The 25,721-nt window shown below is 55.2% G+C and carries 21 protein-coding genes; 12 read left to right on the forward strand and 9 right to left on the reverse strand.

Annotated elements, in window-relative coordinates:
* The first annotated feature begins 223 nt into the window (after nt 1-223).
* The gene (gene soxR, locus WFM49_RS00415; RefSeq protein WP_009459330.1) at nt 224-700 is read left to right on the forward strand and encodes a redox-sensitive transcriptional activator SoxR; all 477 of its coding nucleotides are present in this window, start codon (nt 224-226) and stop codon (nt 698-700) included.
* Here the strand turns inward: soxR and WFM49_RS00420 are convergent.
* The 5 genes from WFM49_RS00420 to WFM49_RS00440 all read right to left on the reverse strand — a co-directional run bounded on the left by WFM49_RS00420 (nt 697) and on the right by WFM49_RS00440 (nt 6,397).
* A complete protein-coding gene (locus WFM49_RS00420; protein WP_009459329.1) occupies nt 697-2,688 on the reverse strand; it encodes a BCCT family transporter in 1,992 nt (663 codons plus the stop codon). The two genes, soxR and WFM49_RS00420, sit on opposite strands and share 4 nt — an antisense overlap.
* An 85-nt stretch (nt 2,689-2,773) precedes the next feature.
* Nucleotides 2,774-3,643: a pyridoxine/pyridoxal/pyridoxamine kinase gene (gene pdxK / locus WFM49_RS00425; protein WP_254498914.1), complete on the reverse strand. Its 870-nt coding sequence runs from the start codon at nt 3,641-3,643 to the stop codon at nt 2,774-2,776.
* Nucleotides 3,640-4,362, reverse strand: coding sequence for a glutamine amidotransferase (locus tag WFM49_RS00430; protein ID WP_336971145.1), 723 nt, complete (start codon nt 4,360-4,362; stop codon nt 3,640-3,642). The genes pdxK and WFM49_RS00430 overlap by 4 nt, the downstream gene beginning before the upstream one ends.
* A gap of 32 nt (nt 4,363-4,394) precedes the next feature.
* Nucleotides 4,395-5,447: a 2Fe-2S iron-sulfur cluster-binding protein gene (locus tag WFM49_RS00435; RefSeq protein ID WP_336971146.1), complete on the reverse strand. Its 1,053-nt coding sequence runs from the start codon at nt 5,445-5,447 to the stop codon at nt 4,395-4,397.
* Complete coding sequence (locus tag WFM49_RS00440; RefSeq protein WP_336971148.1) at nt 5,444-6,397, reverse strand: AurF N-oxygenase family protein; 954 nt, start codon at nt 6,395-6,397, stop codon at nt 5,444-5,446. Before WFM49_RS00440 ends, WFM49_RS00435 begins: the two co-directional genes overlap by 4 nt.
* A 665-nt stretch (nt 6,398-7,062) precedes the next feature.
* Between WFM49_RS00440 and glyA (WFM49_RS00445) the strand changes: the two genes are divergently transcribed.
* The gene (gene glyA, locus WFM49_RS00445; RefSeq protein WP_052159405.1) at nt 7,063-8,358 is read left to right on the forward strand and encodes a serine hydroxymethyltransferase; all 1,296 of its coding nucleotides are present in this window, start codon (nt 7,063-7,065) and stop codon (nt 8,356-8,358) included.
* A gap of 11 nt (nt 8,359-8,369) precedes the next feature.
* On the opposite strand, the gene pdxR is transcribed toward glyA (WFM49_RS00445), so the two are convergent.
* Nucleotides 8,370-9,875 carry a MocR-like pyridoxine biosynthesis transcription factor PdxR gene (gene pdxR / locus WFM49_RS00450; protein ID WP_021446938.1) on the reverse strand — a complete coding sequence of 502 codons (1,506 nt, stop codon included), beginning with the start codon at nt 9,873-9,875 and terminating at the stop codon, nt 8,370-8,372.
* 125 nt (nt 9,876-10,000) lie between these two features.
* Between pdxR and serC the strand changes: the two genes are divergently transcribed.
* From serC to WFM49_RS00465, 3 genes are all read left to right on the forward strand, one after another.
* On the forward strand, nt 10,001-11,083 hold the full coding sequence (gene serC, locus WFM49_RS00455) for a 3-phosphoserine/phosphohydroxythreonine transaminase (protein WP_009459323.1): 1,083 nt from the start codon (nt 10,001-10,003) through the stop codon (nt 11,081-11,083).
* A 73-nt stretch (nt 11,084-11,156) separates the two neighbouring features.
* A complete protein-coding gene (gene glyA, locus WFM49_RS00460; protein ID WP_021446937.1) occupies nt 11,157-12,446 on the forward strand; it encodes a serine hydroxymethyltransferase in 1,290 nt (429 codons plus the stop codon).
* 51 nt (nt 12,447-12,497) lie between these two features.
* Nucleotides 12,498-13,310: a DUF6216 family protein gene (locus WFM49_RS00465; protein ID WP_336971152.1), complete on the forward strand. Its 813-nt coding sequence runs from the start codon at nt 12,498-12,500 to the stop codon at nt 13,308-13,310.
* Nucleotides 13,311-13,318: 8 nt separating this feature from the next.
* On the opposite strand, the gene queC is transcribed toward WFM49_RS00465, so the two are convergent.
* The 3 genes from queC to WFM49_RS00480 all read right to left on the reverse strand — a co-directional run bounded on the left by queC (nt 13,319) and on the right by WFM49_RS00480 (nt 15,619).
* Nucleotides 13,319-14,032: a 7-cyano-7-deazaguanine synthase QueC gene (queC, locus tag WFM49_RS00470; protein ID WP_336971154.1), complete on the reverse strand. Its 714-nt coding sequence runs from the start codon at nt 14,030-14,032 to the stop codon at nt 13,319-13,321.
* On the reverse strand, nt 14,029-14,703 hold the full coding sequence (locus tag WFM49_RS00475) for a 7-cyano-7-deazaguanine/7-aminomethyl-7-deazaguanine transporter (RefSeq protein ID WP_022983354.1): 675 nt from the start codon (nt 14,701-14,703) through the stop codon (nt 14,029-14,031). Before WFM49_RS00475 ends, queC begins: the two co-directional genes overlap by 4 nt.
* 250 nt (nt 14,704-14,953) lie before the next feature.
* On the reverse strand, nt 14,954-15,619 hold the full coding sequence (locus tag WFM49_RS00480) for a TetR/AcrR family transcriptional regulator (protein WP_009459318.1): 666 nt from the start codon (nt 15,617-15,619) through the stop codon (nt 14,954-14,956).
* 463 nt (nt 15,620-16,082) lie between these two features.
* Between WFM49_RS00480 and WFM49_RS00485 the strand changes: the two genes are divergently transcribed.
* The 7 genes from WFM49_RS00485 (at nt 16,083) to phbB (ending at nt 25,670) form a co-directional block, all read left to right on the forward strand.
* On the forward strand, nt 16,083-17,837 hold the full coding sequence (locus tag WFM49_RS00485; protein WP_336971156.1) for a PHA/PHB synthase family protein: 1,755 nt from the start codon (nt 16,083-16,085) through the stop codon (nt 17,835-17,837).
* A 136-nt stretch (nt 17,838-17,973) separates the two neighbouring features.
* Nucleotides 17,974-19,479, forward strand: a complete 1,506-nt coding sequence (locus tag WFM49_RS00490; protein ID WP_009459317.1) for an efflux transporter outer membrane subunit — start codon at nt 17,974-17,976, stop codon at nt 19,477-19,479.
* Nucleotides 19,476-20,555 carry an HlyD family secretion protein gene (locus tag WFM49_RS00495; RefSeq protein WP_336971158.1) on the forward strand — a complete coding sequence of 360 codons (1,080 nt, stop codon included), beginning with the start codon at nt 19,476-19,478 and terminating at the stop codon, nt 20,553-20,555. The genes WFM49_RS00490 and WFM49_RS00495 overlap by 4 nt, the downstream gene beginning before the upstream one ends.
* A gap of 3 nt (nt 20,556-20,558) precedes the next feature.
* The gene (gene rbbA, locus WFM49_RS00500) at nt 20,559-23,297 is read left to right on the forward strand and encodes a ribosome-associated ATPase/putative transporter RbbA (protein ID WP_254498919.1); all 2,739 of its coding nucleotides are present in this window, start codon (nt 20,559-20,561) and stop codon (nt 23,295-23,297) included.
* A 1-nt stretch (nt 23,298) separates the two neighbouring features.
* A complete protein-coding gene (locus WFM49_RS00505) occupies nt 23,299-24,423 on the forward strand; it encodes an ABC transporter permease (protein ID WP_021446932.1) in 1,125 nt (374 codons plus the stop codon).
* 54 nt (nt 24,424-24,477) lie between these two features.
* Nucleotides 24,478-24,918 carry a phasin family protein gene (locus WFM49_RS00510; protein WP_235484280.1) on the forward strand — a complete coding sequence of 147 codons (441 nt, stop codon included), beginning with the start codon at nt 24,478-24,480 and terminating at the stop codon, nt 24,916-24,918.
* Nucleotides 24,919-24,923: 5 nt separating this feature from the next.
* Nucleotides 24,924-25,670 (forward strand): acetoacetyl-CoA reductase, encoded by a 747-nt coding sequence (gene phbB, locus WFM49_RS00515; RefSeq protein WP_009459304.1) that lies wholly within the window; start codon nt 24,924-24,926, stop codon nt 25,668-25,670.
* Nucleotides 25,671-25,721 lie beyond the last annotated feature (51 nt).

A 25,721-nucleotide genomic window follows, 5' to 3' on the forward strand; every position in this document is an offset into this window, starting at 1 on the left:
AGCCGAATCGCTGATCACTTTGCGACCAGTCTTCGGGTTTGAAGTAGGTGGCTGACACAAGCTGGGCTTGCCGTAACCATGACAGAGGTCCGGCAAACAGAATCCAAATGAGGGGAGGCATGGCAGGTTCCTGTGACAACAAAGAGGCAGCCAACATGGCTTGCCTTAATTAGGTACCTGGACTATAAAACCTCAAGTTAACTTGAGGTCAAGGGGTGTCAAGATGGCAAAAACAGTGGATTTCAGTCGTGCCTTGACGGTGGGGGAAGTGGCCAAACGCAGTGGTGTCCCTGTCTCGACCGTGCATTTTTATGAAGCCAAGGGCTTGATTGCCAGTACCCGTAATAGCGGGAACCAGCGTCGTTTTGATTCGGTGGTTTTACGCTACATTGCGATCATCAAAGTAGCGCAGCGTACCGGGATTCCTCTGGAGGAAATCCACGAGGCCTTGCGTGGTTTGCCACCGGGCAGTAAGCCATCGAGCAAGCAATGGCGAGCCATGTCCAGCCGTTGGCAGGCCAGTTTGAATGATCGTATTGAGCAGTTGACGCGACTGCGCGATGAGCTGACCCACTGTATTGGCTGTGGGTGCTTGTCCATGAGTGAGTGTCCCTTGCGTAATCCGGCCGATATTCTGGGCCAGCAAGGGCCCGGTCCCCAGATTCTGGAAAGAAAACTGGAGACCGGAACAGAGGCTTAGCTCGGGTCGGGCGACTGCGCGTACAGCGCGGTGGCTTCGGAAGTGACCAGGGACTGATAGCGCTCGAAGTGGTTCAGGATGTCGTTAATGACCTGACTGGAGGACAGGCCCATCAAGTCATAACCCCGACTGCCATCGGCAAAGACAGTACGCACTTGCCATTCTTGAGGGCGAGCCTGTTCGTTGCGTGCTGCTGCCGCGGTAAAGCTGGCAACCCGACGAGCGCGCAACTCGACGCCATAGACAAAGTTACGCTGGTTGTCGGCCTGAATGGTCAGTTGGGCCGTATCCTGCTCGCTGGTCTCCAGGCTGACATTCAGATTGCGTTTGCCCAGCTCGTCGGCCACGGCCTGCAAAGCGGGAACCACGGTTTCACCCATGAAGCGCCGGGCATCGCGTTGGTTGGGCGTGTGCAGGATCGTCGAGAGGCGTCGACGCCAGGACACTTCCGAGCCGGGAGCCGGGCCGGACATGGGGCCTTGACGACGCAATCGTGACATATCTGCCTTCATGCCTTTGAACAGCCCCAGGATCAACAAGAACATGATGATGGCAAAGGGCAGGGCGCTGACCAGCGTGACGGTTTGCAAGGCTGTCAGACCACCGGCCAGCAAGAGCAGGGAGGCAGCGGTGCCTTCCAGCGCGCACCAGTAAATGCGTTGCCAGACTGGAGCATCTTCCACCCCACCGGCGGCCAGGGTATCGATAACCAAAGAGCCCGAGTCGGCCGAGGTCACAAAGAAAATGGCTACCAGGATAATTGCCAAAGTCGAGGTTACATTGGACCAAGGCAGGTATTCCAGGAACTCGAACAGGGCCACGGATGCATTCGCGGCAGCATCCTGGGCTAGTTGGCCTGCCGCCACACCCATATCCAGGAAGATGGCGGTGTTGCCAAAAACGGTCATCCAGAAGAAGGTGAAGACGGTGGGCACCAGCAAGACGCCCAGTACGAATTCACGTACGGTGCGGCCACGCGAGATGCGGGCGATGAACATGCCGACAAAGGGCGACCACGCGATCCACCAGGCCCAGTAAAACAGGGTCCAGGCTTTCATCCAGCTTTGCCCGCGGAATGCTTGTGTACTAAATGAGCGTGCAAAGAAGTTATCTAGATAACCGCCGATATTCTGTACAAAAGCATTCATCAAAAAGGCTGTGGGGCCCACGGCGAGCACAAACAGCATCAAGGCAATGGCAACCAGCAAATTCAGTTCGGACAGGCGGCGAATGCCAACATCCAGTCCACTGACAACAGATAAGGTAGCCAGTGAGGTAACCACCACAATCAGGACAATTTGCAGCCAGGTTTCCTGCGGCCAGCCAAATAAATGCTCCAGACCGGCATTGATTTGAAGTACGCCCAAACCCATGGAGGTAGCAATACCAAATAGCGTGCCGCACACGGCAAAAATATCCACGCTATCGCCAATCCAGCCTTCAATACGCTTGCCAAATAAGGGATACAGGCCCGAACGGATGGTTAAAGGCAGGTTGTAGCGAAAGCAGAAGTAGGCCAGCGACAAGCCAACGACCGCATAGACGGCCCAGGCGTGAACGCCCCAGTGAAAGAAGGTGATGATCTGCGCCTGATGGGCGGCTTCCACTGTGCTGGCCAGGCCCGAGGGCGGGGCCGAGAAGTGTTGCAGTGGCTCGGCCACGGCAAAGAACATCAGGCCAATCCCCATACCGGCAGCAAATAGCATCGCCATCCAGGTGAGATAGGGGTAATCAGGCTCCGAGTCGTCCGGCCCTAATTTCAAATTGCCGTAGCGGCTTAATGCCAGATAGACGACGGCAAAGAAAAACAGGGCCACAGCCAGGATATAGAACCAGCCGAAACTTTTGATGACCCAGTTTTGTAACTGCTCAAAAATAAGTGCGGCGTCTTTAGGGAAAATAATCCCGATCAGCAAAAAGACCAGGACGATAAAGGTAGATCCCCAGAACACCCGTGGATGTAGCGTGCTTTTAAAAGGCAGCCCCATGTCATGCTCCGTTTGTAACTAAGAGGGCACAGCTTAACGAGAACGACTGCCGGTTGAAAGGTTTGTTAGATTAGGAAATATTTGCTCAGGCTCGGAAAGGATCTATTGGCAAAATTAATTCCTGATGTCCGGCCTGGCGGGTCAACTCCAATTGATGCAGCACACTGGCACTGGCCGTATGCACCGCAGAATGCAGGTCTGCACCCAAAATAAGATGGGCCAGCAAGGTGGAGGCAAACAGGTCTCCGGTACCTTTGGCGGCACAATCCACGCGCGGATGGCTAAGCAGGGTGTCGGCACGCGGCTCCTTGCGAGACATCAATAATTTGATCTGACCATCCTGCCAGGAGTCGGGGGCGGCACTGGTGGCAATGACCCATTCGGTCCGGCCATTTAGCAAGGCGTGCGCGGCGCTGGAACTGCCCTGGATGGTGTCGCAAGGCTGTTGGGACAGCAAGGACAGCTCGTAATTATTGGGGGTCAGGCCCGTGGCCAGCGGCAGCAAGGTTTCGTGATAGGCGGGGATCAGTGCCGGGTCTACGTAGACGCCTACATCCAGATCACCCATGACCGGGTCCACTATCACCAGAGTGTCAGGGTGCTCTTGCAGCAACGCTTTTAACCAGCGTGCAATGATGACGGCCTGGTTGGCGCTGCCCAGATAACCGATCAGGACAGCGTGTACCTTGTCCAGCGCACCGCGCAAGACCAGATCATTCAGAAAGCCTTCCAGCCATTCATCGGGGACAGCGCCGCCGTGCACCGTGGGGTATTGCGGGTTGTTGCTGAGCAACACGGTGGGAACGGCGGCCACTTTAAAGCCGTGTCTACGCAAAGTCGGGCCGGCAACATTGTTGCCCACCCGACCGTAGACGACTTGCGACTGAATCGAAACGACATCCACATGGTAGGGATGTCGTTCACGATCGACGAACGTTACAGCAGCAGTGTTCATGCAGCGCAATCAGCGGAACTGGCCTGTTTAAGTTGGCAGAGCCAGCTGGTCAGGACCGTAGCGGCAGCGGCGTGCAGGCGTTTTTGTACCGCCATGGCTTCCAGACGCAGCATTTGCGGATCGATATCAGCTTGTCCCAGTTCGTTGGCATGACCAACCAGCCAGCGTTCCAGTTTGCTGGTGTCGGCTTCCAGGTGAAATTGCAGGCCCAGTACTTGGGTTCCGAAGGAGAAGGCCTGATTGGGGCCTACGTCCGTGCTGGCCAGGTGAATGGCTCCGTCTGGAATATCGAACTGATCCCCATGCCAGTGCAGGACGGGAATGCCGCTAACGGCGGCCAGGGGCGATTCTTTGCCCGCTTCGCTCAGTTTCAACGGAGAGAAACCGATTTCTTTCACACCCAGGGGGTAGACATTGGCACCCAGGGCGCGCGCAATCAGTTGTGCGCCCAGGCAAATGCCCAGCAAAGGTTTGCCTGCCAGCAAGAACTTGTTGATCAGTTCCAGCTCATCAGACAGGAAGGGGTAAATCTTTTCGTCGTAGGCGCCGATTGGCCCGCCCAATACAACCAGCAGGTCAGCGTCCTGTTCACCCACGTGACGCAGTGACTCGACGGAAGGGTCAATGTATTGAACTTGGTAGCCCTGTTCGATCAGAACAGGTTCCAGTGTGCCCAAGTCTTCAAAATGGATATGACGCAGTGCGATGACTTTCTTCATAAGAGGTTCTTTCAATCCAGATGGTAAGGATGTCAGCTCGTGGTACCGATGTCTACATTAATGGCACCCGATAAGGGGAAGGTGCAACATGCCAGTGCATGGCCCTGGGCCTTGTCCTGGTCGCTCAGGCAAAAATCCGGTTCAGAGCGGTACTCGCCCTCCGAAATCTGTACCCGGCACGCGCCGCAAATGCCCGAACGGCATTGGCTGCGAATAGGCACATCGCCTGCTTCCAGCATTTCCAGCAGGCTGCTGCCCGGCTCAGGGTTGAGCGTTTGCCCGGTGCTGCGCACATTGATTTGCAAGGGGGGACTGCCCGCTTCAGGCAGGATTTCCACACCCGCTTTGGCCGGTGGGGAAAAGGCTTCAATCAACATATGCGAGATGGGGTGAGCCTGAATGGTGTATTCGCGCAGTGCCTGGGCAAAACCGTGGCTGCCGCAAATCACGACGGCCTGTGGGTCTTTTAACTGCTCCATATTTTCAAAAGAGGGGCGACCCACTTTGAAATGAGCGCTTTCGCGAATCTTTTCCTGCGTGACAAACACGGTCAGCGTGAACCAGCTGGTGCCCAGGTCCAGCTGCAGCAGCTCGTGCAGGAAAGGAATGTCGGCAATACGGGCAATACTGAGCAGCAAATGTACTTGTGGTACAGGCAAGCCGTCCTGGGCTCGCGTCGCCAATTCACGCAGCAAGGCAATGGGCAGGGTAATGCCAATGCCGCCTGCAATCATGGCGATACGCTGGTAACCCACAATGGAGTTCACCGAGATTTCACCCGCCACATATTGCAGGGGCACACTCATGCCCTCGCGCAAGGTGGCGTGCAAGTGATCGGAAACACTATTGCGCCCCGACCCTTTTACGGCAATTTCAATTAGGTCTGGATCGGCCATACGAGTGATCGAATACATACGCTGTTGAATGGTGCCGCCGGTATCGGGGTAGCTCAGGGCGACGTGCTTGCCTGCCTGCAAGGCTTGCAGAAAATCAAAATGGCCGCCCTGCACCCGCAAGGTAAACACTTTGACGTTTCCGGCCTCGGGGCGAACGGTCTCGCAGCGCGCCTGAATCATGGCTGTCATTGCAGCGCCTCCTGCTGTTCGGCCTCGGCAGGAGCCTTGCCGGACTTGCTGTTCAGGCCAATGCGCTCGATCAGGCTTTCTACCGAGCCGGTGTACACGCCAATTTCGTTGGAGTCGCCGGTGTCGTGCAAAATGTCGCGGGCATTGGGGAAATTCACCATGGAGAAGACTTTTTCCCAGGCGCCCATTTCATTGTTGGCGAACATTTCTACGGTGCGCAAAATAACGGCGCGCATATGCTCGCGCTCTTTCTGGCTCAGTCCGTGAATGATGTCCGACGCAACAAAGCTGAACACGCTGGAGTGGCTCCACTCGTCCATGGCATGGGTGCGGGTAACTTCATGGCACACGGTCTGGATGCTCTTGTCCTCGGCCATGGTCTTCAGGTAGTCGGTAATCAGGGTCTCGGACGCGCAGGCAATGGCAAAGCGGGTCAGACGACGCTCGGATTCGGAACCGCATTGGCTCAGGATGCCATTGCGCCACTGCACCAGGTTGAAATTGGTGAAATCCAGGGGCGTCAGACCACGCATGGAGTAGATGTAGTTGCAGGCCATGATGGACATGCGAGTGTGCAGGGCCTCGTCCAGCAAGGCCTGGGACATCACGTCTTGCAGCAGATTGCGGTTGGCGCTTGGGGGCGGGGTCTTGATGATGTCTTCGCAAGAAGGCGTGACCACGTTGCACTCAACGTAAATGGTCTTCAGGTTGTAAATGCCCCAGGCGTAGGACAAGCACTGCGATTTCAATTCTTCAGGAGCTTCCAGCCATGCCTGATGCCCGCGAAAAGGCAGCAGGCATTCACTGAAATCGGCCTTGTTGGGATCGAAAGCCAGATTGTTGTAGTCCGGCAGTTCCTGATTCACGGCAGCCCGGTTTTTCCAAAGTACAGACAGCTTTTGCAGCATATTCCGTACGGCGTCATCAGTTTCGTAGCTTTTGATTGTCATTTCAAACTTCCTTGCTGTTGATTGCGATCTGTTCGAAATGAACAGGTCGTTTCTTTACTCCACCTATCTTTATTTCCAAATGGAAATTCGCAGGCTTAAAAGGATTTGCCGATTCTTATGGACAAGGCCCAAAAAAATCCCGTTGCCGGGTTTCTTGAGCCGTGGGGATCAGCGTGGTTGAACTGCCGTTAAAGCAATGGCGTTTCCTGTAGTCGTGGGAAAACTGGGGATGTGTTTATCGTGTACAGATTGAAAAAGGTGATAATCTGCTTGAACGTTTAGAAGTACGGGCGTTGAGTATTCGTTGGCTGCATTCTAATGATCCTATGACAATAAATGACAGACCATTTCAAGATCATTTGACAGACCACTTAATGATAAAAATTTGAATCTTGTTTTAATTCTTGACCAGGATGATCGGGATTGGCGTTCTCTCTGTGTTTCAGAGGGTTTTTAATTCTTTATGCTTTGAATTTTTATTCAAATAACAATAATTAAAAGTGGTCTGGTGAGTTAATTTTTAATGGACTGTTTTATAGATCGATAAACAGAATAGGATGTTTATCTTTCGCCCTTGGAGTTCGTGCGTCCAGGGCAGCACTTTTGCCTGGTATCGGGCAATGAGCCACGACCCTATCGTGGCCAATCTCTAAACAGGAACTCCCATGAAGAGTCTTGCCGGTGGCGACACCCCCCACCAGCCTCTGGCGGGTTCGCAATTTCTACAGCAAAGTGATCGCAATCTTTGGGACATCATCGAAGCCGAACGGCGTCGTCAACAACACACCATTGAGCTGATCGCTTCCGAGAATTACCTGAGCCGCTCCGTTTTGGACGTGCAGGGCTCCTTGCTCAGCAACAAGCAGGCGCAAGGCTATCCTGGGCAACGGATTTACGGCGGGTGCGAACAAGCCGATCAAACCGAAGAGCTGGCTATCGAGCGGGCCAAGTCGGTTTTTGGGGCCTCTTACGCCAATGTGCAGGCGCACTCGGGCAGCCAGGCCAATCTGGCGGTGTACCTGGCCTTGCTCTCGCCGGGCGACACGATTCTGGCGCTGGATCAAAGTGCGGGCGGGCACCTTAGCCACGGTTCGCATTTCAATGTGTCCGGACGCTGGTTTCAGACCTGCTCGTACGGAGTGGATCGTCAGACGCAATGGGTCGACATGGACGAGGTTCGTGCCCTGGCCCACAAGGAACGGCCGCGGTTGATCATTGCCGGAGGTTCGTCCTATTCACGTACGCCAAATTTTGCCGAGTTCAGGAATATTGCCAACGAGATCAACGCTTATTTGATGGTGGATTTGGCCCACGGCGCGGGGCTGGTGGCGGCAGGTCTGATGGAGTCACCCGTCAAACATGCCCATGTCACGACCTTTTCCACGCATGGCACCTTACGCGGACCGCGTGGTGGGATTATCTTGAGCAATGAGCCCAAGCTGGCCGAGCGCTTGAGCCAGGCCGTATATCCAGGGCTGCAAGGCGGACCTTTGCTGAACATTCTGGCCGCCAAGGCGGTGGCTTTGGGTGAAGCGATGAGCCCATCCTATAAGGCCTATGCCCAGTCCGTCATCATCAATGCGCGCAGCCTGTGTCGCCGCTTGTCCGAAGGTGGGCTGACGGTGGTGTCAGGGGGAACAGACTGTCATTTTGGTGTGGTGGATTTGCGCCCTTGGGGCCTTTCCGGGCCTTTGGTTGAGCAGGTTCTGGCTCAGTTGGGCATTAGCTTGAGCAAACACCGTGTGCCGTATGAGCAAGCCTCTGGCGCCTATTCGGGGGTACGGGTCGGCAGTGCCGCCTGTACGACTCGCGGTTTGGGTGAAGATGATTTCAAGGAAATTGGCGACATGATTCTGGCCTTGCTGGGCGGGGTGCGCAGTGGTTCGCGCAATCCCCGCACCGAGAATGCCATTTTGGAAGGGGTCGCAGACCTGAACCGGCGATACCCCTTGATGTACTGATTTTTCCTGGCTCAGCCTTTGCCCTGACGCAGAGCGTTGGCCAGACGCAACATGGCGGACTCGATCTCGTAGGCGGTCAGGGAGGCATAGCCCAGCAGCCAGCCCTGTTGTTTTTCTTCACCAATGTACAGACGGCTCAAACCCGGCAGTTGAACGCCAGCGCTCAAGGCGCGGCGCAGCGTGTGTTCTTCTGACCAGCCCGGCTCCAGAAAGCAGGGAATCTGCAAACCGCCTTCAGGTCGGGCCGCACGAACGATTCCTTGCAAGTGCTGCTCGATGGCTTCCAGCATGATCTCCCGCCGCCCGGCATACAGCTTGCGCATAGCGCGAATATGCGAGTTGTAATGTCCGTCCTCCATAAAACGCGCCAGCGTCAGCTGCAGGATTTGCGGTGTGTGACCATCCATGATGCTGCGTGCCTGGGTGAAGGGTTTGACCAGCTCGGGTGGCAGTGCCATATAGCCCATGCGCAGGCCCGGATACAGGGTTTTGCTGAAGGTGCCCAAGTAGATTGTGCGTTGGTATTTATCCAGACCCTGCACACACGCCGTGGGTAAGCCGTCGTAATGAAATTCACTGTCGTAGTCGTCTTCCATAATCCAGCGGCCATTTTCAGCCGCCCAGTGTATGAGCTCCAGACGACGTTCCAGGGACATGGTGGCCCCGGTGGGGTACTGGTGCGAGGGTGTCACGTAAATGCAGTTCGCGCCGCTGCGATCTTCATTCAGCAGATCGGTGCGCAAGCCTTGCTCGTCCACGCCAATCGGTACGACACGAGCCTCGGCCGCTTCAAAGGCTTTGCGGGCGCCGAAGTAGCCAGGATTTTCAACCAGAATGGGTTTGCCAGCATCGACCAGTAATTGCGCGCACAGGAACAAGGCCTGGCGCGTGCTGCTCAGAATCAAAATTTGATCGGCCGAGACCTTCGCACCACGCTCCAGATTCAGGTACACGGCAATCGCTTTACGCAGGGACTCGGTGCCTTGCGGATCGCCATGCAGCAGGATGTTGGCTCGATAGTCTTTCATGGCCTGACGCTGCAGGCGTTCCCACACATCGGTGGGGAAGTTGCGGGTTTCCGGCAGGCCAGTGGCAAAGGCCTTGATGGTCTGTTGATCGGCAATGCCGCCACTTTCAAACACGGCGCGACCCCGACGGCTCAAGCCCGTACCGGGTTCCATTACGCTGCGTTTCAGATCCTGGGCTTTGATGCGGCGATAGGCACTGCCGCGCAGCTCCGTGCCGACCGACTCGGAAACATAGCTGCCCGAGCCCTCGCGCCGCACGATAAAGCCGTCGCGATGCAGTTGAACATAGGCGTTTTCAACCGTATCGCGGGCCATGCCCAAGGATTTGGCCAGCGAGCGTGTGGCAGGCAGCTTGACCCCCGGACCCAGCGCGCCATCCAGAATCAACGCCCGCAAGGCACGCTGAATGCGTTGGTGAAGATCCAGGGATTGAAGTTCGTCATCGTTAAGACGCATCTTCAAGGTGTCCAGTTCAAACGAACGCGTCATGCGGTCTGCTCCAGAGAATATTAATGGTCTGACTAGTCAGACCATTGTGCTCGTAGACTTGATTGTCATTGCCGAAATAGGGGGGCCTGTTCCGGCGTTCAGGTTTGTACAGGATCTCAGCAAGTATGTCCCGACCCTTTAATTTCAGCGCAGGGCCCAGCGCCTTGCCAATGGATGTTCTATTGCAAATACGTGATGAGCTGCTTGATTTTGCGGGCACAGGGGTGTCCGTGATGGAAATCAGCCATCGTTCCCAGCCTTTCATGGATTTTGCCCATCGTACCGACGCCGCTGTGCGTCGTGTTCTGGCCGTGCCAACGGACTATCACGTCTTGCTCCTGCAAGGAGGGTCGTACCTGCAGTTTTCTCAAATACCGATGAACCTGCTTCATCAAGCAAACACAGCGGACTATATACATACGGGTTTATGGTCGGAACAGGCGGCTAATGCCGCCAAGCAATATGGGAATGTCGAAATCGTAGCCAGTTCTTATGAAACTGGATTTGATCGTATTCCCGAGATTAATGAATCTAATATTAATCGGGATGCAGCGTACTTGCATTACACAGAGAACGAAACTGCACAGGGCTTGCAATTTTCAAAACCACCTGTTTCACCTATTCCCTTGGTATGTGATGCTTGCTCCAGCTTGATGTCAAAACCGATTGATGTCTCGGCTCACGATTTGATTTATGCCTCGGCCCAGAAAAATATGGGAATTGCCGGTGTTACGCTGGTATTACTTAATCCTGCTATTTTAGACAGGCCTTTGGCAAATACGCCACAAGCTTTGGATTTTTCCATTCAAGCAAAAAAACAATCGCTATTAAATACGCCCTCAACCTTTTCCTGGTATGTGCTGGGTTTGATGCTGGAATGGATAGAGCGTGTTGGTGGAATAGAAGTATTGCACAAAATAAATAAGAAAAAGTCGCAGCTGCTCTATGAGATTATTGATGGCAGTGATGGTTTCTATATCAACAATGTTTTACCTGACTATCGATCCATCAATAATGTTCCATTTCATATTGCTGAAACTGATTTAGATATTTTATTTGTTGAAGAAGCGCAAAAGAATGGTTTTCACGGCTTGAAGGGCCATCAGTCAACGGGGGGCTTGCGCGCCAGCATCTACAACGCCGTCACCTTGGATGCGGTACAGGCGCTGGGAGAGTTCATGCGCGAGTTCAAGCGCACGCACGGTTAGGGCGTGCGCCTGCTTTGCAAGGCGGCCAAGCAAGTAGCCGCGACGTGGGTAGAAATTTTTTTAAGGAAAAGCGATGTACGACAACACACTCAGCCTGGCTGAATTCGACAAGGAATTGGCTCAGGCCATTCAGGGCGAAGAAAGCCGTCAGGAAGATCACGTAGAACTGATTGCCTCGGAAAACTACGCCAGCCCTTTGGTTATGCAGGTTCAGAACTCCGTGTTTACCAACAAATACGCCGAGGGTTACCCGGACAAGCGTTACTACGCCGGTTGTGAATTTGTAGATGTAGCCGAACGTCTGGCTATCGAGCGTCTGAAAGCGGTGTTCGATTGTGATTACGCCAACGTACAGCCTCATGCTGGAGCGCAGGCTAACACTGCAGTATTCCTGGCTTTGCTCAAACCGGGCGATACGGTGATGGGGATGAACCTGGCTCAGGGTGGTCACCTGACCCACGGTAACCCCATCAACATTTCCGGGCGTCTTTACAACATTGTTCCTTACGGAGTTGATACCCGAACCGGGCTGATCGATTACGACGAAATGGAGCGCATTGCTATCGAGACCAAGCCCAAAATGCTGATTGGTGGTTTCTCCGCCTATTCGCGTGTGAAGGATTGGGCGCGTATGCGCCAGATTGCTGACAAGGTCGGTGCCTGGTTCTGGGTGGATATGGCCCACGTAGCTGGTCTGGTGGCGGCGGGTGAGTACCCCAGCCCCTTGCCACACGCCCATGTAGTCACCAGCACAACGCACAAAACCCTGCGCGGTCCACGTGGTGGCGTGATCATGGCTAAAGGGCAAAGCGAAGATTTCTACAAACGTCTGAATTCCGCTGTATTCCCCGGCGTGCAAGGCGGCCCATTGATGCACTTGATCGCGGCCAAAGCCATTGCTTTCAAAGAGGCTCTGCAGCCGGAATTCCGTACCTATCAGCAAAACGTGGTGCGTAATGCCCGTGCCATGGCGGCGGTACTGATGCAGCGTGGTCACAACATCGTGTCAGGCGGGACAGATAACCACATGATGCTGATCAACTTGTCGACCAAGCCCTACACCGGGCAAGAGGCCAGTGATGCCTTGGCAGATGCCTATATCACCGTGAACAAGAATTCGGTGCCCAATGATCCCCGTTCGCCCATGGTGACCTCGGGTATTCGTATCGGAACGCCGGCTGTAACAACACGTGGCTTTACGGTGAAGGACTGCGAGCAGCTGGCGCATTACTTGTGTGATGTGCTTGATGCCTACGAGGCTGGCACTTTAGATAAGGTCAAGCACGAGATTCGGGAAAAAATTGTGAACCTGTGCCGAAGCTATCCGGTGTATCAGGTGCAGACGGAGCCAGCGCAGCTGTGATTTAATTAATTTTTTATAGGAGCCCAGCCACTTTGGTGGTTGGGTTTTTTTATGAATTTAATGTCTTCTGTTTTTTACTCTTTCTCTTCTGTTGCTAATTTTATATTTTTCAGTTTTATTATTATTGGCTTTCTTTTTCTTTTCTTTAATCGTGCTTATTTTATATTTTTCAATAAGCTTTGGACTGTCTTTCATCGAGAGGAATTTTACGATTCTTATCTGGACTCCACACGGAAAAATACGTTGGATGTTGAGCGCTTCAAGGTGATGTTTGGAATGGCTAGGGGGCAGGGAATTCGTACGGTGAAGGATACGCACCAAGCGATTAAGTGGGCAGATAGCGTTGCTATCCCCTTGAGAACTTTGGGTAAAGCTGGGGATTGGGTTAATTGGCCAGAGCAGGATGTGAAAAATCCTGGTTATTTTCAGATGGGAGTTTTGTTCGTCTTTATTGTTCTTCTTGGCCTTTTTGTGGCTCCCGCTTCTATTTTGTCTTTTGGCTCTGAGGCTATTGTCAAGTTTAAAGGAAGCGAGGTTTGGGCTTGGCAGGGAGAGCAGGGTATGAGATCGCTTCTTGCTCCGGATGGTAAGCGATGGGTTTTTAATATAGCGGATTGTTCGCTGGAGACAAGGAGGTCAGAGACGCCTCTCTTTCAGAATGAAATTGACTATATTTGCAATTCTGTTCAGTCAGGAGCTTATTTCTCCAGTTTGAAATCAGGGGTGAAGTCTCAGCGTTATTTTGGAATTCCGGCCTTGATTTATCTTTTGTCTTTTTTGATATTTTTAGTCAGAGCAATGCAGTCCTGCAATGCGGCACGGCGTGTGTATCGTGTTCTTCACCCGTGCCGTTGCAAGAAGTAGCGAGGCGATCAGCCCCTCAACTTCCAATCTCCATACCCCTTCGCCCGCAGCTCACAAGCCGGACATTGCCCGCAGCCATATCCCCAGTCATGCAGGGTTTCCCGCTCGTTCTGGTAACAGGTATGGCTGTCTTCCTGAATCAGCTTCACTAAAGCATCCGAGCCCAACTGGTGGGCCAGCTCCCAGGTATTTGCTTTATCCAGCCACATCAGTGGTGTTTCCACGGTCAGTGGGCGCTCGATCCCCAGGCTTAATGCCACTTGCAGTGCTTTCAGCGTGTTGTCACGGCAGTCCGGGTAGCCCGAATAATCGGTTTCAGACATGCCGCCAACCAGCGTATCCAGTCCCCGACGGTAGGCCAGGGCGCCAGCCAGGGTAAAGAACAGCAGGTTTCGACCCGGCACAAAGGTATTGGGCAGACCATCTTCCTGCATGGCGATAGTCATGGATTCAGTCATGGCGCTGCCGCCTATCTGAGCCAGGACGCTGGCATCGAGCACATGGTCTTGCCCGAGGCGCTCTGCCCAGTGCGGGAACTGCTGGCAAAGCTTGTCTCTTAGTGTCTGTCGACACTGCAATTCCGCATGGTTGCGCTGGCCGTAGTCAAAGCCCACGGTTTCTACAAAGGCAAAGCAGTCCAAAGCCCAGGCCAGACAGGTGGCTGAATCCTGTCCGCCCGAAAAGAGAACCAGTGCCCGGCGGCGGGGAGTGTGCGGCTTCATGCTTTGACCTGTGCGGTGCTCAGGGCGCGGCGCTTCATGGTGCTGATCAGGGAGTTGAGCAGTACGCCATACATAGGTACAAACAGCAGCAGGCTGACGCCCAGTTTGATGACGTAATCGACGACGGCGATCTCGCCCCAGTGTTCGGCCATGAAGGGATTGCTGCTGTGCCAGAAAGCGATGCCGAAAAAGGCCAAGGTATCCAGTGCCTGCCCAAAGATCGAGGCGGCCGCTGGAGCAAGCCACCATTGTTTGTAGTCGCGACGGATGCGATCAAAGACCTGTACATCCAGCAGTTGCCCTAATACATAGGCGGCAAAGCTGGCCAAGGCAATACGGAACACAAAGCTGTTGAATTCGCCCAGTGCTTGCAAGCCGTTGAACTGCCCTTCATTAAAAAGCACCGAGACCACATAAGAGGCGATCAGGGCTGGAAACATCGCGCGGGTAATCACGCGGCGCGCTTCGGACTTGCCCATCAAGCGGACGGTCAGGTCGGTAGCCAGAAAAACAAAGGGAAAGCTGAAGGCTCCCCAGGTGCTATGGAAGCCGAACAGTTCAATAGGAAGTTGAACCAGATAATTGCTGGCAATCACAATAAAAATGTGAAAGGCAATCAGAAGTCGTACGTAGAACGACAGCCGTGAAGACGGCACGGTAGGCAGAGTCATGTCTGGACCTTTTTGGTGAATGGGGTGAGGGAACCCATTGAAAATGGACTGCAACCGACTATTGTACGGTCAGTTGCGGTTCGATGGAATGGTTGTTGCCCGCAAGTGTAGCGTGTGCATCAGACGCGCTTATACGTCTGCCTTGATGAGGCTTATGGCACAACCAAGGGGTAGGGGGCATGCAGAGGCTCAAACAAGCCCGCTTGCCAAAGCAGACGAACTTGTTTGGCTTGTTCTTGATGAGCAGCCCTTAGGCCGATGCAGGTTGCAGGCACTCTATCAGCAAGCGCTTGTGCAACTGATGTACTTCTTCAAAGGGCACGGGCGAGTTCTGTGGTCCCAGAACCAGCAAAACCATCAGCCACATCAGGGAGGGAGAGGCGGCCAGGATGTAGTCGGAGGGACTGACGTCAGGGCGGATGAGACCTCGCTGTATGCCCAGTTCAAAAAACGCCTGATTGGCGGTGTAGTTCTGGCTCAGGAGCTGTTTGCCCCAGTAATGAGCCAGATCCGGCACGCGGCCACTTTCTGTCATCAAAAGCCTGAACATGGCTTGCACGTCCGGGTTGGACAGGCGTTCATACAACTGGTGCAGGTACTCATCCACGATACAGGACAGGGTGTCTGCCTCGGAGGTATCGGACAACTCAAAGGTATTGCCATCAGGTGGCAGCAGAGTGCTGTGGAGCATGTCCTCGAACACTTCATCTTTGCTGCTGTAGTGCGCGTAGATGCCGGACTTGGAGATCCCGGCGCGCGCGGCGATGCGCTCCAGCGAAGTGCCCAGAAATCCCCGATGAGAAAACTCTTCAAAAGCGGCTTTCAGGATTTCGCGTTTGCGCTCAGCTGACGGTAGGTAACGTCGCTTGTTTGTGCTTTCGTTTTTAGAAGGTTTATTTTGGTGCGTGTCTGTCATGTCATCCTGTGGGGATGGGCAAGATATGGGGCTTGCAGTATATCAGGCCACTTGTCCCAGGCCGATGGCAAGCCAGCCTGGCTGCGGCTGGAGGGCTTGACGAGGGGCTGTGCTTGTTTTGTCACATTGCTGTGGAAATAATAGTTGTGCCATGAGTCTGGGTTACCGCTTGTTTCACTGGATTGCATCGCCTTTGTTTTTTAAAGCCTGAGTTTTTTTAGTGAGGCTTTATTTGTTTTTCCACTTTTTTTTATTTCCCTATTCCATAACAGGCACGGTATAACAACAAATGTGGTTGAGGCTGGTCGTTTTTTATCTGCCATGAACTTGATCTAACGCAAAGGTTTTTTATGGCTCTTTATTAAAAGGCCTGCATACAAAAAGTTTAGATGTAAACTGGTGTATTGTTAAAAAGACTAAGCAGTCGTATCTGTTTTTTGTATGTACTTTTTGCGGAGTGGCAATGGTTAGCAGGCAGTCCCTTGATCAGACTGAACAGTTAGACGCATCCGCACGAGCCGCCTGGGCTCGTATCTGGAGTTCCATCTCCCCCGAATCGCAGTTTCTTGCCTGGATGGACTGGATGCGTCATCTGGCCCTTAGCCCTGGCAAACAAGAACAGTTGCGTCAGTTGGCGCAACGTCAGTGGGAACAGCTATTTCGTGAATGGAGCGAGGAGCTGGCCGCATCAGCCCAGTTGTCTCCCCAAACCTCAAAACAAGCTGCAGCGCCTGCCTATACCGACCGCCGCTTTTCCGACCCCGCCTGGGATCGTTGGCCTTTTAATTTGCTGCGACAAACCTATCAGGCGCAGCAGCAGTGGTGGCAAAGTGCCACGGAAGGCGTAGCCGGTGTGGAGCCTCATCATCAAAAACTGATTGCCTTTGGTGTTGAGCAATGGTTGAACATGCTCAGCCCCAGTAACTTTGCCTGGACCAACCCCTTGGTGTGGGATAAAACCCTTGCAGAACAGGGGGATAACTTCAGCCGTGGCCTGGAGAACTGGCAGCAGGATATGCAGGCCCAGTTCGCGGGTGAACCGCCCGTAGGCACCGAAGATTTTGTGGTCGGCAAGGATGTGGCGGCCACGCCGGGCAAGGTGGTACTACGTAACGAGCTGGTCGAACTGATCCAGTACACGCCTTCTACCAAGCAGGTCCATCCAGAGCCTGTGCTGATCGTTCCGGCCTGGATCATGAAGTACTACATTCTGGATCTGTCCGAACAAAATTCCCTGATCAAATACCTGGTGGATCAAGGCCACACGGTGTTTTGCCTGTCCTGGAAAAACCCGCTTGCCGAAGATCATGCCTTCGGGATGGACGACTACATTCGCCTGGGCTGGAAGGCCAGCCTGGATGCTGTCAACGCCATTGTTCCCGGCCAGAAAATCCACGCCACCGGTTATTGCCTGGGCGGCACCTTGCTGGCGATTGCCGCGGCTGCCATGGCACGCGATGGGGACGACAGGCTTGCCTCCCTGACGTTCTTTGCGGCCCAAACCGACTTTTCCGAGCCGGGCGATTTGTCCCTGTTCATTGACGAAAGTCAGGTCAGCCTGCTGGAAGCTCAGATGGCCGACGAGGGCTATTTGCGCGCCAATCAGATGGAAGCCGCTTTTCAAATGCTGCGCTCCGCTGATTTATTGTGGGCGCCCATGGTTAATAAATATTTATTGGGCGAACGCCGCCCCTTGAACGATTTAATGGCCTGGAATGCAGACGCCACGCGTATGCCCGCCACCATGCATTCGCAATATTTGCGCCGCATGTATTTGAATAATGATTTAAGTCAAAACCGCTATCCGGTTGAAGGCCGTATTGTTTCTCTGGCGCAGGTTAATTTGCCTATTTTTTGTGTCGGTACTGTTTCCGATCACGTTGCCCCCTGGCGCTCTGTTTACAAGTTGCATTATCTGGTGCCTGCCGAAATCACCTTTGTATTGACCACAGGTGGGCATAACGCCGGGATTGTCAGCGAACCGGGCCATCCGCGTCGCAAATATCAGATTCAGACCCGCGCGGCGGGCACTGCGCCTGTTCTGGTGGACGACTGGCAGGCACAAGCCACCTCGCATCAGGGTTCCTGGTGGCCCGCCTGGACGGAATGGCTCAAGGCGCGCTCGGGAGCGGAGGTGAAACCACCGCAAATGGGTGCCGCCAAACAGGGCTACGCCCCAATCGGCCCGGCTCCCGGTCAATACGTATTAGTGAAGTAAGCAGTCAGTTCATACAAGCTCGCTAAATGGTGAGCTTGTCGCTCTGTTTGATGTCGGCGATAGGCGCAAAGCCCATCGCTGACGTGCTGTTTTGCCTTGACGGCAGTTCCCTTTTTCTCATTAGGCATTTTTTCCAATGGCCCCACAGACCTACGATTTGAGTCTCAAGCACCGAAGCGCTGCGCGTCGCCCTCATTTCGCGCTGGCTGCCTTGCTGGTCACCCTGGCGGGTTGTGCCTCGATGGCACCCGATTACGATCAGCCCGCTTCCCCCGTTCCACAGGCTTACTCGGACCTGTCCGCAGGCCCGGCCAATGCGGTGCGAGCGCGTGATCTGGGTTGGCGCGAATACTTTAAAGACCCGGTTCTGAGCAAGCTCATTGAGACTGCGCTGGAAAATAACCGCGATATGCGCGTGGCTGTTTTACGGGTGGACGAAGCCCGTGCCATGCTGAATTTGCAGCGCAGCGAACGCTTTCCTGAATTTACCGTAGGGGGGCAAGCTGCTCGCTCGCGTGTGCCTGGGGACATGAACCCCAGCGGCCAGGCGGTGACAGGTGGTGATTATCGTGCCCAGGTCGGTTTGACCAGTTGGGAGCTGGATTTATGGGGCCGCGTACGTAGCCTTGAAGATGCCGCCTTGCAAGGCTGGCTGGCTACCGAGGCAGGCCGACAAGCCGTGCATGTCGCTTTGGTCTCGCAAGTGGCCAATAACTATCTTGTGGTGCGCGAGCTGGACGAACGCGTGCAGATCGCCCGCAAAAGTGTAGAGACTCGTCAGGAGTCTTACCGCATTTTCTCCCGTCGTTATGAAGTTGGCGCAACGTCCAAGCTGGATGTGACGCAGGTGCAAACCTTGCTGACGCAGGCTCAGTCCATGCTGGCCCAGCTGGAACAGCAACGTGCGGTGCAACTACATGCCTTGCAACAGCTTCTGGGGGCCGATCCGGGCGTGTCTCCAACCGGTGCGCCTTTGAATGAAAACATCATGTTGGCCGAGCTGTCCCCCGGTTTGCCTTCGGACCTGATGGTCTGGCGTCCCGACATTATTGCGGCTGAACACAAGTTGCGTGCCGCCAATGCCAATATTGGGGCTGCCCGTGCCGCTTTCTTCCCCCGTATTGCCTTGACTGGCAATTTCGGCACCGCCAGCGCCGAGCTGGATGGTTTGTTTGATTCCGGCAGCAAGGCCTGGATGTTTGCTCCAACCATCTCCCTGCCCATCTTTGATGGTGGCCGCCGCAGCGCGAATCTGGACGCCTCCTATGTGCGTCGCGACATGCGCATTGCGGAATACGAGAAAGCTATTCAAACCGCCTTTCGTGAAGTGTCGGACGCCTTGTCGACACGCCACTGGTTAAGCCAGCAGTTGGACGTTCAGCTGGTCGCCCGAAACGCCCAGACCGAGCGCGCCCGTCTGGCGCAGATGCGTTACGACAACGGTTCGGCTGCCTATCTGGAAGTGCTGGATGCGCAGCGTGATTTGCTGGATGTGGAGCAGCAAGTGGTGCAAACGCGCCGCGCGCTCCTGGCCAGCCAGATTGCCATGTATAGCGCCTTGGGCGGTGGGCTGGACCCCTCCGAGCCCCTGACCAACACCCATAACTCCTCTAATTCGGATCCATCCTCGAGCCAGCTATGAGCAAACAATCCTCTTTGAAAAAAAATCTTGTTCCTGTCCTAATCGTTGCCGGGGTTCTGGGCCTGGGGTGGTGGGCATGGCAGAAAATCTCCAATACCGGCCCTGGCGCTGGCTTTGTCAGTGGTAATGGCCGTATCGAGGCGACCGAGATTGATATCTCCACCAAGTTTGCCGGACGTATCCAAAGCATCGCCGCCCACGAGGGCGATTTCGTGAAAGAAGGTGAAGTGCTGGCCATCATGCAGCAAGACAGTCTGGAAGCGGCCCGCGATGAAGCTGTGGCTGGTTTGCGTCAGGCTGAAAACAATGTGGCGGCCTCTCAGGCCCAAGTGGCCTTGCGTGAAAGCGATGCCATCGCTGCCAAAGCCTTGATTGGTCAACGTGAGTCGGAACTGGACGCGGCCCAACGTCGTCTGGCGCGTTCCACTACCTTGTCCAAAGAGGGTGCCGCTTCGGCACAGGAACTGGATGATGACCGTGCCCGCGTGCGTGGTGCCCAGGCTGCGGTAGCTGCTACCAAGGCCCAGGCCAATGCCGCAGAAGCGGCCATTAATGCTGCCAAAGCTCAGCTGATCGGTGCCCAATCTGCCGTGGAAGCCGCCAAGGCTGCTGTGGCCCGTATCGAAGCCGACTTGCGCGACAGTGAATTGGTTAGCCCCCGCGATGGCCGCGTGCAGTTTCGTGTCGCCCAGCCCGGTGAAGTACTGGGTGCTGGTGGCCGTGTGCTGAATGTGCTGGACCTGTCCGATGTATATATGACCTTCTTCCTGCCTAGCGAAGTGGCCGGCAAGGTGGCGTTGGGCACCGAGGTGCGTCTGGTGCTGGATGCCATTCCGGACATCCCGGTTCCAGCTACCGTGTCCTTCGTGGCCAGTTCCGCCCAGTTCACCCCCAAGAGTGTGGAAACGGCCTCGGAGCGCCAAAAACTGATGTTCCGCGTCAAGGCCCAGATTGCCCCCGAGCTGTTGAAAAAGCACCTGGAGCAAGTCAAGACCGGCTTGCCCGGTGTGGCCTGGGTAAAGCTGGACCCCAATGCCAGCTGGCCTGAGTCGCTGACTTCCACCTTGACGGAGTAAACCATGCCCAAGCAGCAAGCGGCGGCGGTTGCTCGCGTTGTTGAACTTAGCCAGCGTTATGGCGACACGCTCGCACTGGATCGTTTAAGCCTGGATGTGCCTGCCGCTTGCATGGTCGGACTGATTGGTCCTGACGGCGTGGGCAAGTCCAGCTTGCTGTCCTTGCTGGCGGGCGCCCGTGTGATTCAGGAAGGCCGTATTGAAGTGCTGGGTGGCGATATGGCGGAAAAAAGCCATCGCGACCAGATTTGCCCGCGCATTGCCTACATGCCTCAAGGCTTGGGCAAGAACCTGTATCCCACCTTGTCGGTGGAAGAAAACCTGCAGTTTTTTGGTCGATTGTTCGGGCACGATGCTGCCGAGCGCCGTCGCCGAATTGATGATTTGACGCGCAGCACGGGCCTGCATCCTTTTCTGACACGGCCAGCAGGCAAGCTTTCGGGCGGTATGAAGCAAAAGTTGGGTTTGTGCTGCGCATTGATTCACGACCCGGACTTTCTGCTGCTGGACGAGCCTACCACCGGCGTGGACCCCTTGGCCCGCAAGCAGTTCTGGGATCTGATCGAGCGTATTCGCATCGAACGTCCCGGCATGAGCGTGATTGTCGCCACCGCTTATATGGACGAGGCCCAGCGCTTTGATTGGCTGGTTGCCATGGACGACGGCCAGATTCTGGCAACAGGTTCGCCCAAGGAACTGCTGGAGCGCACGGAAAGCAAGAGTCTGGAGCAGGCCTTTATTCGCCTCTTGCCCGAGGACAAGCGTCAAGGCCATAAGGCTGTAGAAATCCCGCCACTGGATGTGGATGCCGACGATATTGCCATTGAAGCCGAAGGGCTGACGATTCGCTTTGGCGACTTTACCGCCGTGGACAATGTGTCCTTCCGGATACGTCGTGGCGAAATTTTTGGCTTTCTGGGCTCGAACGGCTGCGGTAAATCCACCACCATGAAGATGCTGACGGGGCTGTTGCCTGCCTCCGAAGGTCAGGCCTGGTTGTTTGGCCACGAGGTTGATCCCAAAGACATCGATACCCGCCGTCGTGTGGGCTATATGTCACAGGCTTTTTCCCTGTACAGCGAGCTGACGGTCCGGCAAAACCTGGTGCTGCACGCCCAGTTGTTCCACGTCCCCGAGGACGAGGTGGAAGGCCGTGTGGCGGAAATGGTGGAGCGTTTTGAGCTGGGCCAGATTCTGGACCGTTTGCCCGATGCCATTCCTTTGGGGATGCGCCAGCGCCTGTCCTTGGCGGTGGCCATGGTGCATAAGCCAGAGCTGCTGATCCTGGACGAACCCACTTCCGGTGTGGACCCAGTGGCTCGCGACAATTTCTGGCGCTTGCTGATTGAGTTGTCCCGCCGCGACAAGGTCACGATTTTTATCTCCACCCACTTCATGAACGAGGCCGAGCGTTGCGATCGCATGTCCATGATGCATGCCGGTAAAGTGCTCGATAGCGATACGCCTGCGAACCTGGTGAAAAAGCGCGGCGCCGCTGATCTGGAAGAAGCCTTTATTGGTTATTTGCTGGAAGCCAGTGGCCCCGAGCCTGAAGTAGAACCGGCGACAGAACAGGCAGTGGTGGCAAACGAAGCTCATAGCGAAAAGCGCGAACGCTTCAGCTTGCAGCGTTTGCTGAGCTACACCTGGCGCGAAGCGCTGGAGCTGCGTCGTGATCCGGTGCGAGCCACTTTGGCCCTGGCCGGTTCCCTGATTTTGCTGTTTGTGATGGGTTTCGGTATCACGCTGGACGTAGAGGATTTGCGCTACGCCGTGCTGGACCGCGACCAGACCAGTATCAGCCAGAACTACGCCTTGAATCTGTCCGGCTCGCGCTATTTTCTGGAGCAGGCCCCCTTAACGGATTACCAGGATCTGGACGACAGAATGCGGCGCGGCAAGATTGCGCTGGCGATCGAAATTCCGCCCGGTTTTGGACGTGATGTGCTGCGCGGCAGCAAGCCGGAAATCGCCGCCTGGGTGGACGGTTCCATGCCTACCCGTGCCGAAACCATTCAAGGCTACGTGAAGGCCATGCATCAGCAATGGCTGATTACTCAAGCCAAGGAGCGTCTGGGGGCAGGGGCTTTGGTCGTGCCCGCCAGTATTCAGGACCGTTACCGCTACAACCCGGACGTCAAGAGCTTGCCGGCCATGGTGCCTGCCGTGATTCCGGTGCTGCTGCTGATGTTGCCTGCGATGTTGACGGCATTGTCCGTGGTGCGTGAAAAGGAACTGGGTTCCATCATCAACCTGTACGTTACGCCGGTCACCCGAGTGGAGTTTTTGCTGGGCAAGCAAATTCCCTATATCGGCCTGGCGATGATCAACTTTCTGTGCATGTGCCTCTTGGCCATCACGGTGTTCGATGTACCCATCAAGGGCAGCTTCCTGACCTTGAGCGTGGCCACCTTGATGTTTTGCGTGATTTCTACCGGCATGGGGCTGGTGGCTTCCACCGTGACGAAAAGTCAGATCGCGGCCATGTTCTTTGCCATGATCGGCACCATGCTACCCGCCACGCAATTGTCCGGTTTGCTGAACCCGGTGTCCTCCATGGAAGGGATCAGCCGTTGGGCGGGCGAGATTTATCCGGCTACGCATATGTTCAACATCAGTCGCGGGGTATTTAACAAAGCGCTGACGTTCTCGGATCTGCACGGGGCCTTGTTTGCCTTGTTGCTGGCCATTCCGGTGGTGTTGGGCGCGGCGGTCATGCTGCTGAAAAAGCAGGAGAAGTGAGATGAGAAAACTCAAGAATGTACTGTTGCTGGGCCGCAAGGAGCTGTGGAGTCTGGCGCGCGACCCCATGATGCTGCTGCTCATTGTGTACGTGTTTTCGGTCTCGATTTACACCTCCGCGACCGCGCAGCCCGAAACCTTGAACAATGCGCCCATCGCGATTGTGGACCAGGACCAGAGCCCCTTGTCAGCGCGCATTACGTCGGCTTTTTATCCGCCTGAATTCATCCACCCGCACATGATCGAGTATGGGGAAATGGACTCGGGCATGGATACGGGGCAGTTCACCTTTGTGCTGAACATTCCACCGAACTTTCAGCGCGATGTGCTGGCCGGACGCAGCCCCGAAGTGCAGTTGAACATTGACGCCACCCGCATGAGTCAGGCCTTTACCGGCAATAACTACATCCAGCAGGTGGTGATGGGCGAGGTTAACGAGTTTGTGCGGCGGTATCGCAGCATTGACACCTTGCCGGTAGATCTGGCCTTGCGGGTGCGGTTTAACCCCACACTGGAAAAAGCCTGGTTCGGCAGTATTGCCGAGGTCATCAACTCGGTGGCGATGCTGTCCATCATTCTGACCGGAGCCGCCCTGATCCGGGAGCGCGAGCACGGCACGATCGAACACTTGCTGGTGATGCCGGTCACACCGGGCGAGATCATGGCGTCCAAGGTCACGGCCATGGGACTGGTGGTTCTGGTGGCGACGGCGGCTTCGCTGAATTTTGTGGTGCGAGGTCTGCTGGGCGTGCCTATCGAAGGTTCCATTCCCTTGTTCCTGTGCGGCGCCGTTCTGTGTCTGTTTGCCATGACTTCTATGGGGATTTATCTGGCTACCTTGTCGCGCAGCATGCCCCAGTTTGGCCTCTTGTTGATGTTGACCTTGCTGCCCATGAACCTGCTCTCGGGCGGACGTACCCCCCGCGAAAGCATGCCTGAAATTGTTCAGAACCTGATGCAACTGGCTCCCACTACACACTTCGTGTCCCTGGGGCAGGCCATCTTGTTCCGGGGGGCTGGCATTGAAACGGTATGGCAACCCTTTTTAGCCCTGCTGGTGATCGGGACGGCGTTGTTCCTTCTGTCACTGCGGCGTTTTCGTAACACCATCTCTCAGATGGCTTGATGGACTGGGCCCCGTCAGGGGGCACTTTTTTCCTTTAAGGAGATTTCGATGAGCATGGAAACACTTCCCCTGGATCTGTACAAGGCCAATGTTGAGTTGCAACTGCGTATCACGCGCCTGCTGCAGGAGGGCGGCCATCGTTGGCTGGAGTCCGTACAGAAAAGTAATTTGCGCAGCATGGAGCAGACCACGGCCGAGATTGAAGGCTTGTTGCAAACGGCTAACTGGCAGTCCTTGGCCACCTTGCCCGCCGACACGTTCTGGCGTTTGTTCCAGCACGGCGTTAACGACAGCCAGACCATCAATCAATTAGCGATTCAGAACCAGACCGAGTTCACCTCCGGTTTGCAGGAAGCGCTGGAAGCCTGGCAGAAGTCGGTGATGGCGGTGGTCAGCAATACCAGTGCGGCCGTGCCAATGATGGATATTTTCAAGCAGTGGGGCGCACCTTGGGCAAACGCTGCCAGCGCCTCTGACACTAAAAAGGGAGCATAAGCGGTATGTCTACGGTTAAACGCACGGCCTTGGTGACAGGTGGGATGGGCGGTCTGGGCCAAGAGATCGCCCGTGCCCTGCATGATGCGGGCCATCAAGTCCTGGTGACTCACTCGCGCAGCGAGGCCGATGCCCAGGTCTGGCTTAAAGAGCAGGCCGATGCAGGTTATGTGTTTCAGGGCTATCACGTTGATGTGGCCGATTTCGAATCGTGCCAGCAAATGGCGCAAGCTATCGAGAAGGACGGCCTGCAAGTCGACATCCTGGTCAATAACGCTGGTATTACGCGCGATGGCACGTTCCGCAAGCTGAGCAAAGACAAGTGGGACGATGTGCTGCGCGTCAATCTGGACTCGGTGTTCAACGTGACCAAGCCGTTTATTGACGGCATGCTGGAGCGTACCTGGGGCCGAGTGATCAATATCTCGTCCATCAATGGCAGCAAGGGACAGTTCGGTCAAACCAACTACTCGGCCGCCAAGGCAGGGATGCACGGTTTCACCAAGGCCTTGGCTCAGGAAGTGGCGCGCAAGGGCGTGACCGTGAACACAGTTTCCCCTGGTTATCTGGCCACCAAAATGGTCATGGCTGTGCCTGAAGATGTGCGTAACAGCATTATCGCGGGCATTCCAGTCGGCCGTCTGGGCAAGCCCGAGGAAATTGCCGCTCTGGTCACCTTTATTGCCAGCGAAGCAGCTGGATTTATGACAGGTAGTAATGTCGCCATGAATGGCGGCCAGCATATGTATTAAGTCCGACCCGGTTCGGCTGCTGCCTGTATGTGCCCGCTTGTCGGGCCTGCG

This window comes from Alcaligenes sp. PF14 (assembly GCF_037150615.1).
Classification (GTDB): domain Bacteria; phylum Pseudomonadota; class Gammaproteobacteria; order Burkholderiales; family Burkholderiaceae_B; genus Alcaligenes; species Alcaligenes phenolicus.